Source organism: Geomonas sp. Red32 (assembly GCF_023652955.1).
Lineage (GTDB): Bacteria > Desulfobacterota > Desulfuromonadia > Geobacterales > Geobacteraceae > Geomonas.
This window is the reverse complement of sequence record NZ_JAKLOY010000002.1, coordinates 87,744-103,374: the sequence shown is the minus strand read 5'-3', so window position 1 is coordinate 103,374 and position 15,631 is coordinate 87,744. Positions and strand designations below refer to the sequence as shown.

Annotated in this window: 12 protein-coding genes; 3 read left to right on the top strand and 9 right to left on the bottom strand. The window is 63.0% G+C overall.

Annotated elements, in window-relative coordinates:
• Positions 1 to 664: 664 nt before the first annotated feature.
• A complete protein-coding gene (locus L4X63_RS23600; protein ID WP_284694540.1) occupies positions 665 to 2,350 on the top strand; it encodes a hypothetical protein in 1,686 nt (561 codons plus the stop codon).
• Between the two features lie 93 nt (positions 2,351 to 2,443).
• Here the strand turns inward: L4X63_RS23600 and L4X63_RS07420 are convergent, their stop codons facing one another.
• From L4X63_RS07420 to L4X63_RS07385, 8 genes are all read right to left on the bottom strand, one after another.
• On the bottom strand, positions 2,444 to 3,676 hold the full coding sequence (locus L4X63_RS07420; RefSeq protein WP_250677982.1) for a BamA/TamA family outer membrane protein: 1,233 nt from the start codon (positions 3,674 to 3,676) through the stop codon (positions 2,444 to 2,446).
• 32 nt (positions 3,677 to 3,708) lie between these two features.
• Positions 3,709 to 4,671: a flippase-like domain-containing protein gene (locus L4X63_RS07415; protein ID WP_250677981.1), complete on the bottom strand. Its 963-nt coding sequence runs from the start codon at positions 4,669 to 4,671 to the stop codon at positions 3,709 to 3,711.
• Positions 4,672 to 4,687: 16 nt separating this feature from the next.
• Positions 4,688 to 6,022 carry a sulfotransferase family protein gene (locus tag L4X63_RS07410; protein ID WP_250677980.1) on the bottom strand — a complete coding sequence of 445 codons (1,335 nt, stop codon included), beginning with the start codon at positions 6,020 to 6,022 and terminating at the stop codon, positions 4,688 to 4,690.
• Positions 6,023 to 6,054: 32 nt separating this feature from the next.
• Positions 6,055 to 6,852 carry a sulfate adenylyltransferase subunit CysD gene (cysD, locus tag L4X63_RS07405; RefSeq protein ID WP_250677979.1) on the bottom strand — a complete coding sequence of 266 codons (798 nt, stop codon included), beginning with the start codon at positions 6,850 to 6,852 and terminating at the stop codon, positions 6,055 to 6,057.
• Between the two features lie 213 nt (positions 6,853 to 7,065).
• Complete coding sequence (lhgD, locus tag L4X63_RS07400; protein WP_250677978.1) at positions 7,066 to 8,259, bottom strand: L-2-hydroxyglutarate dehydrogenase; 1,194 nt, start codon at positions 8,257 to 8,259, stop codon at positions 7,066 to 7,068.
• Between the two features lie 126 nt (positions 8,260 to 8,385).
• Positions 8,386 to 9,153 (bottom strand): energy-coupling factor ABC transporter ATP-binding protein, encoded by a 768-nt coding sequence (locus L4X63_RS07395; RefSeq protein WP_250677977.1) that lies wholly within the window; start codon positions 9,151 to 9,153, stop codon positions 8,386 to 8,388.
• A complete protein-coding gene (gene cbiQ / locus L4X63_RS07390) occupies positions 9,150 to 9,962 on the bottom strand; it encodes a cobalt ECF transporter T component CbiQ (protein WP_250677976.1) in 813 nt (270 codons plus the stop codon). Before cbiQ ends, L4X63_RS07395 begins: the two co-directional genes overlap by 4 nt.
• Before the next feature lie 9 nt (positions 9,963 to 9,971).
• Complete coding sequence (locus L4X63_RS07385; RefSeq protein WP_250677975.1) at positions 9,972 to 10,994, bottom strand: energy-coupling factor ABC transporter permease; 1,023 nt, start codon at positions 10,992 to 10,994, stop codon at positions 9,972 to 9,974.
• A gap of 508 nt (positions 10,995 to 11,502) precedes the next feature.
• Here L4X63_RS07385 and L4X63_RS07380 point away from each other — a divergent pair.
• Both L4X63_RS07380 and L4X63_RS07375 read left to right on the top strand, forming a co-directional pair.
• Complete coding sequence (locus tag L4X63_RS07380; RefSeq protein ID WP_250677974.1) at positions 11,503 to 12,351, top strand: PstS family phosphate ABC transporter substrate-binding protein; 849 nt, start codon at positions 11,503 to 11,505, stop codon at positions 12,349 to 12,351.
• Positions 12,352 to 12,353: 2 nt separating this feature from the next.
• Positions 12,354 to 14,738 (top strand): hybrid sensor histidine kinase/response regulator, encoded by a 2,385-nt coding sequence (locus L4X63_RS07375; RefSeq protein WP_250677973.1) that lies wholly within the window; start codon positions 12,354 to 12,356, stop codon positions 14,736 to 14,738.
• A gap of 51 nt (positions 14,739 to 14,789) precedes the next feature.
• Here L4X63_RS07375 and L4X63_RS07370 read toward each other — a convergent pair whose 3' ends face one another.
• On the bottom strand, positions 14,790 to 15,599 hold the full coding sequence (locus L4X63_RS07370; RefSeq protein WP_250677972.1) for a hypothetical protein: 810 nt from the start codon (positions 15,597 to 15,599) through the stop codon (positions 14,790 to 14,792).
• Between the last annotated feature and the right edge of the window lie 32 nt (positions 15,600 to 15,631).

Sequence of the window (15,631 nt, the reverse complement as noted above, 5' to 3'; positions counted from 1 at the left end):
GGGGAACGCAACCGGAGAGAGCCGGGAGCGCGCGGGAGAGCGGGGTCTCGCGTAGGGGAGAATGGGGGGCGGCACATGAGAGCTGCAAAGGGATGGGGGGAGCTTCCGGCGCGGATTTAATTATATCTCTCCGAGAAGGGGCAATATTTCCCACGGCGGGAGGCTGTCGTGGTCGGCGGGGGATTGCACCCGATCCGGGCAACCGCGACTGATACCGGAATATCGCTCCGGCGACGTTGGTTCAGGCTAAAGTCGCTGTAATGTCATCAAGATGATAGTTTTTGGGCGCGCAATTTGTGCCCGGGAGGGACAGAGGAGAATTTGCGGCTGCTTGTCCGTCACACTGGAAAAGGGCCGAGCATACCTATTTCGATCTTGACATGGAGTTCATAGAAAGATAAAGTGTCGCTATTTTTATAGCTTAGCAGTATCAGCAGGTCGCCTCCATCTCTCAACAGGGCAAAATAAAACGGGATTTGTCAGTGATATAGATATTTCTAATTTCTATACCTGTCCCTCCGCATCCTCTCCCCCTCTGCGGTCTCGCCTTTTTCAGCATGGTTGCATCCACTGGTACAGTTCTTCGTCACGGTTGATTGCATCAACGTTGATGAATCAATTGAAATGCCACTATTCCATCGAGTTTAATACAGGAGGCCTTATCATGAAACGTGTCTATCTTTGTCTCGGCGCAGCACTGCTGGCCCTGCCGGCCTGCAGCAACCACCCCGAAGGGGGGGTCACCATGAACCAGGTGACGGCTCTCAGCACTGAAAAGTACGCCGTCTCCGGCGTGCTGGCGGATGCCAGCGGCGCACCGATCTCCGGCACCGTCACGCTCTCCGCCACCGACGCCAACGGCAACCACGTCAACGTCTACTCCGACCACACCGGCGGCACCGTCCTGACCAACGCCACCGTGGGGGCCAACGGCCTGGTGAGCTTCTACGTCTCCTCCAACGCCACCCTCCCGGTCACCGTGACTGCGATCGGCAACGCAACCGGCCGCGTTTCCAGCTCCGCCCAGGTTACCATCGCCAGCGTCGGTTCCTACAGCTTCGTGGTGAAACTGGTCGATCCCAACACTGCCTCGGCGACCCCGGGCTTGGCAGCCGTCACCAGCGCTCCGGTAGCCGCTTCCGCCACTACCGGCCTGGCCGCCCCCATCACCGCCACCGTGGCTCCGGCCGACACCACCAGGTCCGCCGCCCAGGTGACCATCCCGGCCAGCACCATCCTTAAGGACGGCAGCGGCAACGCGCTGACCGGCACCGTCACCGCCACGGTGACCACCTTCGCTCCGCCGACCACCGCGCTCAGCAGCTCCAACATCGCCAACTCCACCCCGATGGAAAACTTCCCGGGCGGGTTGACCAACGTGAGCGTCGCCGCCAACCAGAACGCCGGGGCCACCGCCGGCTCCTTCGCTACCGCCGGGTTCGTGGCGGTCAACGTCACCGACTCCACCGGCAAGGTCGCCCGTACCGCCAACACCCCCTTCACCATCAGGATGGACATCCCGGCAGGCACCATCAACCCCCAGACCGGCGTTGCCGTCGTTCCCGGCGACCAGGTACCCATCTGGACCTACAACGAGAGCACCGCTACCTGGAAAGCCGAGGTGGACGCCCAGGGGGACCAGGTCCTCGGCACCGTGCTGCAGGACCAGAACGGGAAGCTCTACGTCAACTACACCACCAACCACTTCTCCTACTGGAACCTCGACTGGATGTACTCCAACACCTGCACCGGCGTCCTTAACCTGACCAACGACGCCCAGAAGCTGGCCCTCACCATCAAGGCCACCTTCCACAACGGTGCCGGGTTCCTCTACCGCGGTTCCAAGCCCTCCGGCGACGGCTCCGTCACTGCGTACCGGATTCCGTCCGGCCAGAAGCTCGACCTCTACCTGATCGATAGCGCCAACAACGTGGTCGCCTCCACCACCGCCAACTCCCCCAACGGCGTCGACTGGTGCGCACAGCCGAACCATGCCATCTCGCTCGACTACGTGGCACCCGCTGCCCTGAAACCGGTTCCGACCACCATCACCGTTCTCGAGTACTGCATCCAGGATTCGAGCGTGACCCGCGCGGTTCCCTCCGGCCAGGTCATGGCGATGAACACCTCGAGCCACGCCAATGTCACCGGCGCGACCGGCAACGACGGTACCTACACCTTCAACCTGCTGCCGGGCAACTACAGCTTCTTCGCCTACGACCGGACCAACAAGACCTGGGGTACCAAGACCCTGGCCGTCTCCGGCAACTCGGCGGCGGTGACCATCCAGTCCCCGATCAACTGCCAGACCACCACCGGCACCGGCTCCACCGGCAGCACCATCAACTAGCCGCCAAGGTTCGCCACAGCCGTGAAAAACGAAGCGGGATCCCTCACCGGGGTCCCGCTTTTTTTCGTCCCATATCCCCATTTCTCACGTCCGCTAGAACGGGTAGCCGAGCCCCGCGAAGACCGCCGGGCCGTCCTTGCCGAAGCCGACGTCGATCCTTCCCACGATATTTGGCCTCACCACCGCCCGGATTCCTATCCCCGGATTGAACTCGAAGCTCTGCCGTTTGACCTCCACCAGCGATCTCATCACCGTGCCGAGATCGACGAAGGGGGCGAGCTCCCAGTCCGCCTTGACCTTGAAGACCTCCCACCGGAACAGCCTGATCCGCTCCTCCAGGTTCACGAGCATGTAGCTCTTGTCGACGAAACGGTTCTGCCCGTAACCGCGCAGCGTGGTCTCCCCTCCCAGGATGGCCTGCTCGAGGAAGGGGATCCGGTTCCCCTCGTTCTGGTTGAAGGCGAAACGGAAAACGGATATGAAGCGCTCCTCCTGGAGGGGGCGGTAGAGCTTCAATTCGGCCTCGTAGGTGAGGAAAGGGGCGGCGCTGCCGAGCATCTTGGAACTGTTCTCGATGGAGATGCGGCCGTAGGTGCCTTCGGTGGGCATTCCCGACGAGTTCAGGGTGTTGTAGAGGACGGAAAGCTTCTGGGCGTGGAGATGGTATCCCTCCACCCCCGGAACGTAATCGGGAGAGAAGACCCCGGTGATGAACGGCAGGGATTTCACCGCTCCTGGGCGGATATCGACGTCCTTGAAGCGCTCGCCGAGGGCGATTTCGAAGGGATAGGCCGGGCGGTAGCCGACGGTCAGCGCGATCCCGGTCTCGTGGTCGGTGTAGTTCGTCTCGTTTCTCTTCTGGGAGGTGGACTGGAAGCCGAAGAAGCGGGCCGAGCCGTCCGCATAGGTGAAGGCATGGGCCGATAAGTAGAAGCGGGGGAAAAGGAAATGTTCGTCCTGGTAGCGGAACTTCAGCTCCTCGTTGATGGTGGTTGCCTTGGCGAGGTTCAGCTTGTAGCTGCGGTCGGGCTCGGGATAGAAGGCGGCGTAGAGCGAGGAGGTGTAGCCGAAGTACTGGTTGTAGTTCTCCTGGGGGACGACCAGCGCGCTCACCTGGTCGTGGCTGTCGTGGAGGAGAAAGGCGACCAGCCCGCCGAAGGTGATCCCTTCGTTGGGGCTCGTTGCCACCACCGGCAGCGGGATGGCCACGGTCTTGACCGGGTCGGGGAAATCGGACTGCACAGGGGGGGGAAGGTAATCGCGGGGAAGCCCGAGGGAGCATCCCGTCAGCAGGAGCGTCATGACCATGATGAGAAAACCCGGCATCGCATCCCCTGGAAACCAAGTGTCGATCTTTATCACCTCTCCGCCGTCACCGCCAACAGGCCGAGCAGCAGCCAGAACGCCTCCCTGAAACGCCTGAGGAGCCCGAAACCGGCCCCGAGGGTGGCACCCAATCGGAAGCCGAGCGCCAATAGCAGGTTGCCTCCGTCTTGGACGCCGAGGGAGGCGGGGATCATGAAGCCGAGGGCAGCCACCATCTGGGAAAGGGCGTCCAGGCAAAGGGCGGTACCCAGGCCGATTCCGTGGCCGAGGGCGGCGAAGATTACGTAGACCTCGGCCGCGTGGGCGGCCCATCCCAGGAGGAACATCAGCAGGGATCCGAGGGCGAGCCACGGATGACGGCGATAGAAGGCCGCCAAGGTGGCATCCAGCGAGGCCAGTGCCTCCTCGCGTCTGCGGAGAAAGCCCGGACAGATGCCGAACCGCTTGAGTATCCTGAGCAGCGAGGTGCATGGGCTCGCCCGCTGGACGACCAGGAAGGATCCCCCCGCCAGGGCGAGTACGCCGGTCCCGAGCCAGCCGGACCAGGCGAGCCGGGAGGGAACCTCCGGGAGCACCGCGGGGAGCATGGCGAGGCCGATCAGCAGGTAGAGGACCAGGCTGAGTACCATGGCGGCCTTGTGGATGATGACCGAGGTGGCTGCCTGCTGCCAGGGAACACCTGCCGCCTGGAGGCGCACGGTCTTGAACGGCTCCCCGCCGAGCGAGGCCGTGGGGGTGAGCTGGTTGAGCGATTCGCCGGCCAGCCTGAGGAGGTAAAGACGCCACAGCGATACGCGGCCCGGCGCCCCCGGCAGGAGCAGGCGCCAGGAAAGGGTCCACAGGAAAGTGGTCAGGGCGTAGGGGATCAGCAGAAGCGGCCAGCGGTGCTTCGCCTTGGCCAGGGTGACGGCGAGCGCGGGCCAGTCCAGGCCCCGTAGCAGCACGGCCAGGGCGACGGCGGCGATCGCCAAAAGCGCCAGGTTGAGGCGGCGCATGGTCAGGCGGCTCGGATCAGCGGTGGTGGTTGGGGTGTCTTGACCGGGAATGGTGACCCTCCGGGACGACCTTGAAATGGTCGACGTACTCGGCAAACGCCCTGCTCTCGCTGTCCGGGTCGAACCCGAACTGTTCCAGCGAGTAGTGGTGGACGCCGTTTTTGTCCTTGGGATTCTCCCGGATGAAATGCTCCATGGCGCGCTGGGCATGGTTGGTGAGCTCCCGGCCGAAATGGCGGTAGATCCTCCTCACCACGGACATCGGGTAGCGGATCAGGTCCTGGTAGCCGACGTCGCAGAACTGGCTCTCCAGCTCGGGCCGTTCCTGGCGCAGCCGGGTCACCAGCCGGGCGCTGGCGGCCCACCGCTTGCTGACTTCGGCCCCGAGCACCTTGAGGTCGATGGGGCCGGTGAAGGGAGAACGAAGAACGTGGGCGAAGCTCGCGCAGGAAGGGAGGATCTTCAGCGGGTCGCGGTGGGTGAGCACCACCTGGGCGTCGGGATAGACCTGGAAGAGGGAATCGAGCGCCATGAGATGGCTGGGCGCCTTCAACACCCAGTGTCCGCCGGGACAGCGCCACTGCAGGTGCTGCAGGAATCCCCGGTGGCAGCGGTAGGCCGGAAGCTTGTCCTGCCGGTCGTGCCAGGCCCGGTAGCCGGTGACGTAGTACATCGACTCGAAGACGTAGCTCAGGAAGGAATGGTCGGTCATGGCGATGCATTCCTGGGGGAGCGTGGCGTCGATGGTGTGGCACTTGTCGAAACCCGGCATCAGCACGTCGATCCAGGCCAGTTCGCGCCGGGTCTTGGCGATCCGCGGGTCGGTGTGGTAGCTTCCGCTTTCGGGCGGGGGCGACGGGTGCATGACCTCCCAGACCTGGGGGGCGCGGGCGGCCGGGTCGCAGGAGAGGAGCGCATGGAGAAAGGTCGTGCCGCTTCGGGGAAGGCCGGTGATGAAGATCGGTTTGACCACCTGTTCCTGCGCAATGCCGGAATTCATCTTCCGGTCATGGTGCATGGTGAGCTTGTTGCAGAGCATGCGGAGCATCTCCGCGTGGACGGTGATGCGGCCGATCAGGTTGAGTTTGGCGTCCCGCTCGAAGGACTCCAAGAGGATCTCGAGCGGTTCCAGGAAGTCGCTCTCGCCGAAATCGTCGAGGCCGGTGAGCCGCCTGCTCTTCTCCAGGAGGTACTCGCGGTCCAGCTTGAGGAAGGCCCGGCCGTCCTTGAGGGCCACCCTGCCGAAGCCGTTCATCCCCTTGATCATGTTGGTCCCCAGCGCGGTCAGCATCTTCTTCGTGCTGGAGCTCCCCTCCCCTGTTCCGCTCGTCACCCTGGCAAGCTGTTCCACGGTCCTCTCCTTCCTCACGTTTCATTGAGTCATCACATGTAGCCGTCCTTGCGCAGTTTCTCCATTCCGCGGTTGCCGTCCTGGGCCCGGCCGCTCCGCTCCGCCACCCGGGTGTGGCGCAACTCCTCGATGATGTCCGTCACCGTGACGGCCTTGGAGACGATCGGGGATGTACAGGGGGCGCAGCCGAGGCTGCGGTAGCGCAGGCCGCCGCCGCGGTCGAAGTAGAGGGGGATGATCGGGATATGCTCCCTTTCGATGTACTCCCAGACGTTGATCTCGCTCCAGTCCAGCAGGGGGTGGATCCTCAGGTGGGTTCCCGGCTGGAAGGTGATCTTGTAGTGGTCCCAGAGCTCGGGAGGCTGCTCGCGGAAAGCCCAGTCGTTGTTCCGGTCCCGCGGCGAGAAGTAGCGCTCCTTGGCCCGGGTCCCCTCCTCGTCCGAGCGGACCCCGACGATCACGCCGGTGTACCCCTTCTCCTCCAAAAGCTGGCGGAGGGCCTCGGTCTTCAACGCGCTGCAGCACTGGAGGGTCCCGTTGGAGGGGTGCATACCTTCCGCGAGCGCCCTGCGGTTCTGGCCAACCACCAGGTTGAGCCCCCACTGCTTCACGGTCTCGTCGCGGTAGGCGATCATTTCCGGGATTTTGTAGGAGGTGTCGATATGAACCAGGGGTACCGGGCAGTGCCCGAAGAAGGCCTTGCGTACCAGCCACAGGAGGACGGTGGAGTCTTTCCCCATCGACCAGAGCATGCAGAGATTGCCGAAGTTTTTGTAGGCTTCCCTCAGTATGTAGATGGAGCGGGCCTCTAGCTCGTCGAGTTGAGTCATGTCAGTGGCGCCACCTTTCCGGAGAGGAACAGATTAAACACGACTAATCAATGGCATTAATAAGAATTAATATTAAGGGGGATGTCTTGATTTGCAACTGGTGAGAGAGAAATTTTGTGGAGGGTAGTCAAAGGGGGAAATCGAAGAAGGGAGTGGCGGCGGCTGAGACGGCGGCAAGCCTTTTCCCCTCCCCTTGAGGGAGGGGAAAAGGAGTTAGAAGTATTTGGCGACCATACCCTGGGCGAGATCCATGGACGAGGTGAAGGCCGGCGAGATGGGATTGAGGACGTGGAGAGCCGGTCCGTCGGCCACCACCATGAAATCCATCACCATCTCCTTCGTGTTCCAGTCGACCAGTTGGGGGCGGATGCCGACCTTGGTGGCGGCCACCAGGTCGGCGGGGGCGATCTCCTTGACGAGACGGGCGGCATCCTTGAAGAAGCAGGACGGGATGTATTTGACCGGCTCCGAGAGGGCGACGCTGCGGAACTTGGCGTTGGCCATGAAGAGAACCAGGTCTTCGAAGGCGATGGCGAACCCTTCCGCATCGATCCCCGCCAGGATGCCGTAATTCTCCCGGCCGAAGGCGGGAATGGCCGTCGGGCCGACGTAGACGTCCCCGTGGACGCTGCGGGTGAAGTGCACCCCGAGGAACGGATTGCGGATGTCCGGCACCGGATAGATGCTGGAGTTGACCGTGAAGGGGGCGCTCTTGCTCAGGAGCCGGTAGACCCCCTTGAACGGGATCAGCCGGTAGTTGGTGGCGACCCCGAAGTGCCCCGCCACCTTGTCGCAGTGGGCGCCTGCCGCGTTGACGAAGCGGTTGAACCCGATCTCCCCCTTGCTCGTCTGCGCGGTCCCGCTTCCCTTGATGCCGGTGAGGTGGCAGTCGAGGATGATCTTCACCTTGCCGCTTTCTTCCAGGTCGTGCTTGAGGCTTTTCAGGACTGCCTTCGGATCGACCACCGCCGTGTAGTGCGAGTAGAGCGCCCGCTCTACCGTCCGGGCGTTGGGTTCCAGTCCGGCAAGCTGCTTTTCGTCGATCATCTCCACCTTGGCGCCGTTGGCGGTCGCCCGGGTGTAAAGCTCATCGAGGACCGGCAACTCCTCGGGGGTCCTCGTCACGATCACCTTGCCGTTCTCTAGAAGCGGAAGCCCCTTCTCCTTGCAGTACGCCCGCATCAGGAAATTGCCGTTCAGGCAGGATTTGGCCTTGAGGCTGTCGGGGGAGTAATAGATCCCGGCATGGAGAACGCCGCTGTTACGGCCGGAGGCGTGGCGGCCGAGATCCGTCTCCTTCTCGATGATCACGATGTCGCCGTGACCTTTATTGACGAGCTCACGGGCGATGGTCAGGCCGATGATGCCGGCCCCGACGATGAGAATTTCGGCTCTGTCAATCGGCATGACGATTCTCCTTACCTGTGCAGGTATTTACCTCTTTACCGATGCAAAAGCGATGGCATTGCAGAAGTTACGCTGACAAAGCTAGAGTATCCGGTGAATCTACCGCTGTATCAACGGCTCCCTCCCCTACCCTTTGTCCCGTCCAACACTACCACAAACCGGGCACCCTTGCATCGAAAACGGCGGCTCCAGTCTGCACTCTGCCAGCAGCTGCTCGTCCCTGAAGATCTCCAGAGCGGGACCGTCCGCCCTCACCTCTCCATCCTTCAGTACGATCACCCGCTCACACAGTTCGAGGACCATGTCGAGGTCGTGGCTGGTGAAGATCTTCGTGTGGCGGAACTCCCGCAGCAGGGAGATCAACTGGCGCCGCGCGTACGGGTCCAGGCCGCTCGTGGGTTCGTCCATGACCAGGATGTCGGGAGACATGGAGAGTACGGCGGCGATGGCCACCCGCTTCTTCTCTCCGCCCGAAAGGTGGTACGGCGCCTTGCGGGCCAGGTGCGCCCCGCCTACCCGGTCGAGCGCCCCCTTTACGCACGCTTCCAGTTCCGCCCCGGCGAGCCCCAGGTTGAGGGGCCCGAAGGCCACGTCCTCGTAGACGGTCGGCATGAAAAGCTGGTCGTCCGGATCCTGGAAGACCATCCCCACCGTCCGCCTGATCTCGGGAAGCGTTCCCTTGGAGAGCGGGAAGTCCCCGATCCGGATCTCTCCGGCAGTCGGGGCCAGGTATCCGTTCAGGTGCTGGATAAGGGTCGATTTACCCGCCCCGTTGGCTCCGATCAGGGCGACCGATTCGCCGTGGGTGATCCTGAAGGAAACCTCCCGGAGCGCCTCGGTCCCATCGGGATAGACGTGACGGAGCTTTTTGACTTCGACGATATGGTGGCTCATGGCAGTATTCCGGTGACCAGCGAGCCGATGGCCCGCGTGACGTTGGTGGTTCTGAAGGTGATGAAGGCGAAGGTGCAGCCTGCCAGAAAGAGGAGATCGGCCGCCTTCAAGGATGATTCCTCCGGCCGGGGGAACGATCCGGTAAAGCCGCGGGCCAGCATGGCCATGTGAATCCTCTCCGCCTTCTGCCAGGTCCGCATCAGAAGGTGCCCGACCAGCGAGGCGTAGCTCGAGATCCCCCTGCCGCGGTTGCCGACGCAGCGGAGCTCACGGCTGCGGGACGCCTTCCCCCCCTCTTCCACCAGCACGAACAGGTAGCGGTACAGGAAGAGAAGCTGCACGGCGAAGGCCTTGGGAGCCCCGAGCCGCTCCAGGGCCCGGCAGAGGTCGGGGAACCCGGTCAGCCCTACGAGGACCAGGGCGGCGCTGACGGTCAGCACGGCGCGGAGCACGATGGAAAGCCAGGAGAGGACCCCGCCGGTGATGCCGATCCCGCCAAGCTCCAGGACGACCTGGTGGTCCAAAAACGGGTTGGCGATGCCGATGAAGAGCGCCAGCGGGCACATCAGGAGGATCTTGTGGGCGAGATAGCCAAGGGGGAGATCGCCCAGCGCCGCCAAAAGGATGGGGTAGACGAAGAACGGAACCAGCGCGGAGAGTTCGTAGCGTCCGAAGGATACCACGCAGACGAGGAAAACGAGGGTGGTGACGAGCTTAACCCGGGGATCGAGCCGGTGGAGAAAGGTGGAACCGGTGGCGAGGCGGTCGAGTCGCTTGAGGTCGAGGAGTGCGCCGTCGAGCGATGCCATCCCCGGCGCCTACAGGTGCCCCTGTTTTCGCCTTTTGAGAACGAAAACGGTGAGGAGCACGAGCGACAGGGTCACGACGGTGCCGGTCAGACCGGCGGCACCGGTGCCTGCGGCGGCCGTTGCGGAGCGCCCGGCGGAAGCGGCGGCAGAGCCGGTTTTCGGCGAGGGACGGAAGCCGTATTCGGGAAACCACGCGGTCTGGGCCTGCACCCGGGCCAGTGCACGGTGAAGGGGAGCGGTACCAAGCAGATCGCTCTTCCCGGTCGCCCTTGCCACCGACCACTCCAGGCCGTCGGGATCTTTGGAGGCGAAGGAGGAGAGGATTCCCGCGGTCACCAGCGCGCAGAAGAGAATTACGGCCGGGGCGGAGCGGTACCAGGGACGGGCGGCGGATGGCTCGCTTTCGACCAGCGCGGGACGCGCCTTGGATAGGAAGGAGACGATGGCGACGGTGGCCGCCCCTTCCACGAGGCCGATGGCGAGGTGAATGGGGAGCATGAGGGTGGCGAAGGTTCCCGCCGGGAGCTCGGAAATTCCCGAGCACGAGGTTTCCAGGACCACGGCCAGCGCACCGAGCAGCAGCGAGGCAACGGCGCAGATCATGATCGCCGCCGAACGCCTTCCGGCGCCACCCTCCCCGGCCAGGCGCCGGTAGCAGAAGGGGTAAACCAGGAAGGCGGGGATGAAGCCCATGTTGAAGATGTTGCAGCCGAGCGCCAAGAGCCCCCCGTCGGCGAAGAACAGCGCCTGCACCACCAGGACGGAGGCGACGGTGAAAAAGGCCGCCTGGGGTCCCAGTAAAATCGCCAGGAGCAGCCCTCCGCCGAGGTGTCCGCTCGACCCGGTGCCGGGAATCGAGAAGTTGATCATCTGGGCGGCAAAGAGGAAGGCCCCCAGTACCCCCATCAGCGGAACGCTCCGGTCATCCGGATCCTTCCCCAGCCGGGAGGCGCACCAGGCGACCGATACGCCGGAGACACCCCACATGGCGGCGCCCACGGTCGGGGAGAGCAGAGCATCTGCCATATGCATGTTGGGTATCTCCTATCGACCGGCGGACGGTAGCACGAATGTGAGAATTGTGACACGGTGCGATAGATATACAAGAGGGATGCGGGCGGTGTCAAATCATTTTGCGGTCTCTGGATAGTTGAAGCAAAGCTTGGCATAGCGCTCATAACATCAGGTAATATTAAGTCAAAAGCGCGGTGATTGCCGGTTTTGAGGTGCGGCCGCCAGGCTGCCGATAGCGTATACGTTGTTTCCTGTCACTGCCCAAGGGTGGCTTTGTCTGAATCAGGTGGGACCGAACCACCTTCTGCGACAGTTTCCTCAGGTTAAAACACTCTTCTCTTTTATTTTAAAATGTGTTAACGTCACCCCGCCAGCAATAGTAGGATTGGCATGTCCTCTCACTTCTGTCACAGCCCCTCGGCTTCTGTTATTTTAGATGAATTCAATTGAATGCTTATCCCTTCCGGTCCTGCCCCTTGGTTCCGCAAGGGATGTATATCTTGTTATCGAGTATCGGGAGTAGGTAATGCTGCTGACGAGGCCACATACCCCACTGCTGGTAGCCCTCTTTTTGCTGCTGTCGCTGGCCGCCCCGCCCCTCATCTCCTCCGCGAACGCCGTCACCGTAATCCGGATCGGGGGCACCGGTTCCGCCCTCCCCTCCCTTCATCTGCTGGCCGAGGCCTTTTCTGCCGCTCATCCCGACGTCACCGTGCAGGTGCTCCCCAGTCTCGGGAGCAGCGGAGGGCTCGCCGCCATGCAAAAGGGAGCCATCGACCTGGCGGTGACCGGCCGGCCGCTCAAGAAGTGCGAGGCCCGGGCCGGTACCGTCATCGAATATGCCCGTTCCCCCTTCCTGTTCGCCGCCCACCCCTCGGTCAACGATGCCGACCTCACCATCGCCGACCTGGAGCTCATTTACAGCGGGAAAAGAAACCAATGGTCGGACGACTCCCCTCTCCGCCTGGTCCTCCGCCCTTTCAACGACATCGATACCGCCATCATCATGGGCATCTCCCGGGGTATGGCCGACTCCGTCGAAAAGGCCTACTCCCGGCCCGGGATGACCATCGCCACCACCAACGAGGAGACGATTAGCACGCTGGCGGCCACCCCCGGCGCCTTGGGGACCGTCACCCTGACTGAGCTGGTGGCCCTCAGGCATCCCCTCAAGGTGCTCTCCTTCGACGGCATCAAGCCCACCCTGCGCCACCTCGCCGAAGGAGCCTACCCCCTGGAAAAGCGCTTCTACCTCGTCGTCCCGGACAGGGCCTCCTCTTCGGCCAAGATGTTCGCCAGATTCGTCACCTCTGCCAAGGGGCGAAGCATCCTTCGCTCATCCGGGAATATTCCGGTCCCGGAGAAGGAGCGGTAGGTATGACCATTACCCGTAGTAACCTGCGGCTGAGTTCCGAGTTGACCGTGCTGGTGGCCTTAGTGGTTGCCCTCGCCATTTCCTGCGGCTACTTCGCCATTAGTTATCAGTACACGCTCGGCACCCTGGATGCGGAGGCGGAGATCACCGCGCCCATCGTCTCCGGGATCGTCCAGGCCAATCCGGTCTTCTGGAAATACGAGCACGACCGTCTGGAAGCCCTTCTCCTGCGCCGGCAGACGTCCTCCGATGAAACGGTGGAAAGACGCATCCTGGAACTCGACGGCAGCGAGGTTGCTTCCAACAACATCGTCGTCCAAAGGCCGATCATCAAACGAAGGCAGCCCCTTTGGGACTCCGGCCGCAAGGTCGCCTACATCGAGATCACCCGGTCGATGCGCCCCATCCTCCAGCGGACGGCGGTCACCGGGCTGGTCGGGCTCTTTTTCAGCCTGCTCGCCTTCGTCCTGCTCCCCTTCCGCGCCATCGCGCTGGCCAACGTGAAACTGCGGGACTCCCACGATTTCCTGGCCCGGGTGATGGAGAGCAGCACCAACGCCATTGTGGCGGTGGACCTCGGCGGGGTGATCCGGATGGTGAACGGCCGCTGCTACGAGATGAGCGGTTACTCCTGCGACGAGCTCTACGGTGCCCGCCTCGACTCGCTCTTCCCCGTGGATGCAGGCCGCGAGGTGCAGGGGGAACTCGACCGGCTGATCGGCGACCAGACCCGGATGGCCAAGTTCGAGACGCTCCTCCTCAAAAAAGACGCCAGCACCCTTCCCATCGCCTGCGGAGCCGCCCCCATACTCCAGAACAGCATGATCGCCGGCACGGTTCTCTGCATCGAGGACATCGCCGAGCGCACCACCGCCGTGGAGCAGCTTCGCCATGCCAAGAGGTACACCGAGAAGCTGATCCAATCCGCCAACGTCATCATCGTCGGGCTCGACACCGAGGGGGTGGTCACCCTGATGAACCGCACGGCGGAGGAGGCGCTCGGCTACCAGGCCGAGGAGCTGACCGGCAGGAGCTGGTTCGACCTGGTGATGACCGGCGATGCCTTCGAGGAGATGTGCATCGTCCCCGGCGAAAGCCTGGAGATGAGGAGTACCTGCGAGAACCAGATCGTCACCAGGAGCGGCGCCTTGCGCACCATCTCGTGGCGCAACTCCTCCATTCTCGAGGAGGATGCCGTGGTGGGGACCCTCTGCTTCGGGATCGATGTCACCGAGCACCGAAGGACCGAGGCGTTGCTCGCCCAGTCGCAAAAGATGGAATCGGTGGGGCAGCTGGCGGGCGGCGTAGCCCACGACTTCAACAACATGCTGAGCGTCATCCTGGGGTACGCGCAGATCTGCCAGGTGGAGGTTTCGCCCGACAATCCCCTCTCTCAGTACATCCAGGAGATCACCCGGGCCGGAGAGCGCTCCAAGGAGATAGTCCGCCAGTTGCTGGCCTTCTCCCGCAAGGAGATCGTCTCCCCCCGGGAGGTGAACCTCAACGCCCATTACCTGGAGACCGAGAAGACGCTGAGCCGCCTGCTCGGGGAGCAGGTCCTCCTGAGCTTCCGTCCCACCCAGGGGCTTTGGCCGGTGCGCATCGACCCCTGCCAGGCGGACCAGATCCTTATCAACCTGGCCGTCAATGCCCGCGATGCCATGCCGCAGGGGGGCTCGCTTGTGATCCGGACCGAAAATATCACGGTGGACCGGGAGTTCTGCGACTACCGGCTGGACGCGAGCCCCGGCGACTTCGTCTGCCTCACGGTGACCGATACCGGGGTCGGCATGGACCAGGACCTCATCAAGCGCATCTTCGAGCCCTTCTTCACCACCAAGGAGGTCGGCAAGGGGACCGGTCTCGGTCTGGCCACCGTCTACGGAATCGTCACCCAGAACCACGGCTTCATCGACGTCGAGAGCGAGCCGGGTAACGGCACCGCCTTCAGGATCTACCTTCCGCGCTGGATCGTGAAAAAACAGCAGGAGAGTGTGGATCCGCCGCGTATCCCGGCCGGGTCCGGCCGCGTGCTGGTGGTGGAAGACGATTCCGATGTCCGTTCCATGACCACGGCGATGCTCAAGAAGATGGGGTACTCGGTCCTCCAGGCCGAAACGCCCGAGGGAGCGCTGGAGCTCTTCGACTCCCACGGGGACGGGATCGACCTGGTGCTCTCCGATGTGGTGATGCCGGGGATGAACGGGCGGGAAATGGCGCAGCGGATGGTCGGCCGCCGCCCGGAGACCAAGGTGCTTTTCATGTCCGGGTACTCGACCGAACTGGTCGCCAAGGAAGGGGTGCTCGAGAACGGCATGTTCTACATCCAGAAGCCGTTCAACATGGAGGGGCTCCACACGAAAATCGTCGAGGTGCGCGAGAGTTAGGCGTGCCGGGTAAGTAGGTGTGTAGTGTCTTACCGGATTACCCGGCGCTACTCATCTCGGGAAATCGAGGTCGAGCTGGATGGTGAAGGTGTTTTGTCCCGCGAGGGATCGCTTGGTGTAGATGTCGAAGCCGAAGAGCACCGAGACGTTGGTGCAGAATTTCCAGGTGAACGCCATGTTCCAGCTGGAATCGACGTTGTCTCCCCCCTGGTAGTCGACTCCCAGCCAGAGCTGGTCCGATATCTCCCTCATGGTCCGATCCCACGAGAAGAGAAGCCCCGAATTGGCGTAGCGGCTGGAACCGTCGCCGGTGATGTCTACCAGCGCCCTCCTCGACCCGCGGTAATAGCCGAGGGCGAATCTCCCCAGGGACGGGACGCTCCCTAACTCGGGGACCGTCTTCCCCACCAGCCCGTACACGATGTTCTGTCCCGACACCACGCGGGGAGCGTCCCCCGCCTCGACGTCCTTGACCGGACGGGCGTTGTAGAGGCCGACCGCGATGGCCGGGGAGTAGGTGAAGATCGCATCCTCGGGGGTGCCGAGCTTGACGTTGCCGCTCCAGGGGTGCTGATCGTTGGGATCCTGAGCCCTGGTGAGGTAGTCGAAGCCGGCCTCGAGCCTGAGCTTGTCGTAGGGAAGGACCCCGATGGTGAAGCCGACGTCGATGGTGTTCACTTCCCTTCCCCCTGCCGATGCCGAATCGCGGCGGAAAAAGGTGTCGACGTCCAGGTGGCCGACCAGTAGCGGCTGCACGTCCACGGACGGTATCCAGATTATCTTGGAGGGGGTAGCCATCGCCGCAGCGGTCGGCAACACGAAAAGAATGGCCACCAGTGCGAAAATCGTCCTTGCTATCATCCCGGCCTCGCAGTCGCATTAGTTGTAATTAA

Bases quoted from the DNA above. Each gene is read 5' to 3' on its own strand.
- lhgD (WP_250677978.1), bottom strand. From the start codon at position 8,259: ATGCCGATTGACAGAGCCGAAATTCTCATCGTCGGGGCCGGCATCATC.
- L4X63_RS07395 (WP_250677977.1), bottom strand. From the start codon at position 9,153: ATGAGCCACCATATCGTCGAAGTCAAAAAGCTCCGTCACGTCTATCCC.
- L4X63_RS07420 (WP_250677982.1), bottom strand. From the start codon at position 3,676: ATGCCGGGTTTTCTCATCATGGTCATGACGCTCCTGCTGACGGGATGC.
- cysD (WP_250677979.1), bottom strand. From the start codon at position 6,852: ATGACTCAACTCGACGAGCTAGAGGCCCGCTCCATCTACATACTGAGG.
- L4X63_RS23600 (WP_284694540.1), top strand. From the start codon at position 665: ATGAAACGTGTCTATCTTTGTCTCGGCGCAGCACTGCTGGCCCTGCCG.
- L4X63_RS07370 (WP_250677972.1), bottom strand. From the start codon at position 15,599: ATGATAGCAAGGACGATTTTCGCACTGGTGGCCATTCTTTTCGTGTTG.
- L4X63_RS07415 (WP_250677981.1), bottom strand. From the start codon at position 4,671: ATGCGCCGCCTCAACCTGGCGCTTTTGGCGATCGCCGCCGTCGCCCTG.
- L4X63_RS07385 (WP_250677975.1), bottom strand. From the start codon at position 10,994: ATGCATATGGCAGATGCTCTGCTCTCCCCGACCGTGGGCGCCGCCATG.
- L4X63_RS07375 (WP_250677973.1), top strand. From the start codon at position 12,354: ATGACCATTACCCGTAGTAACCTGCGGCTGAGTTCCGAGTTGACCGTG.
- cbiQ (WP_250677976.1), bottom strand. From the start codon at position 9,962: ATGGCATCGCTCGACGGCGCACTCCTCGACCTCAAGCGACTCGACCGC.
- L4X63_RS07380 (WP_250677974.1), top strand. From the start codon at position 11,503: ATGCTGCTGACGAGGCCACATACCCCACTGCTGGTAGCCCTCTTTTTG.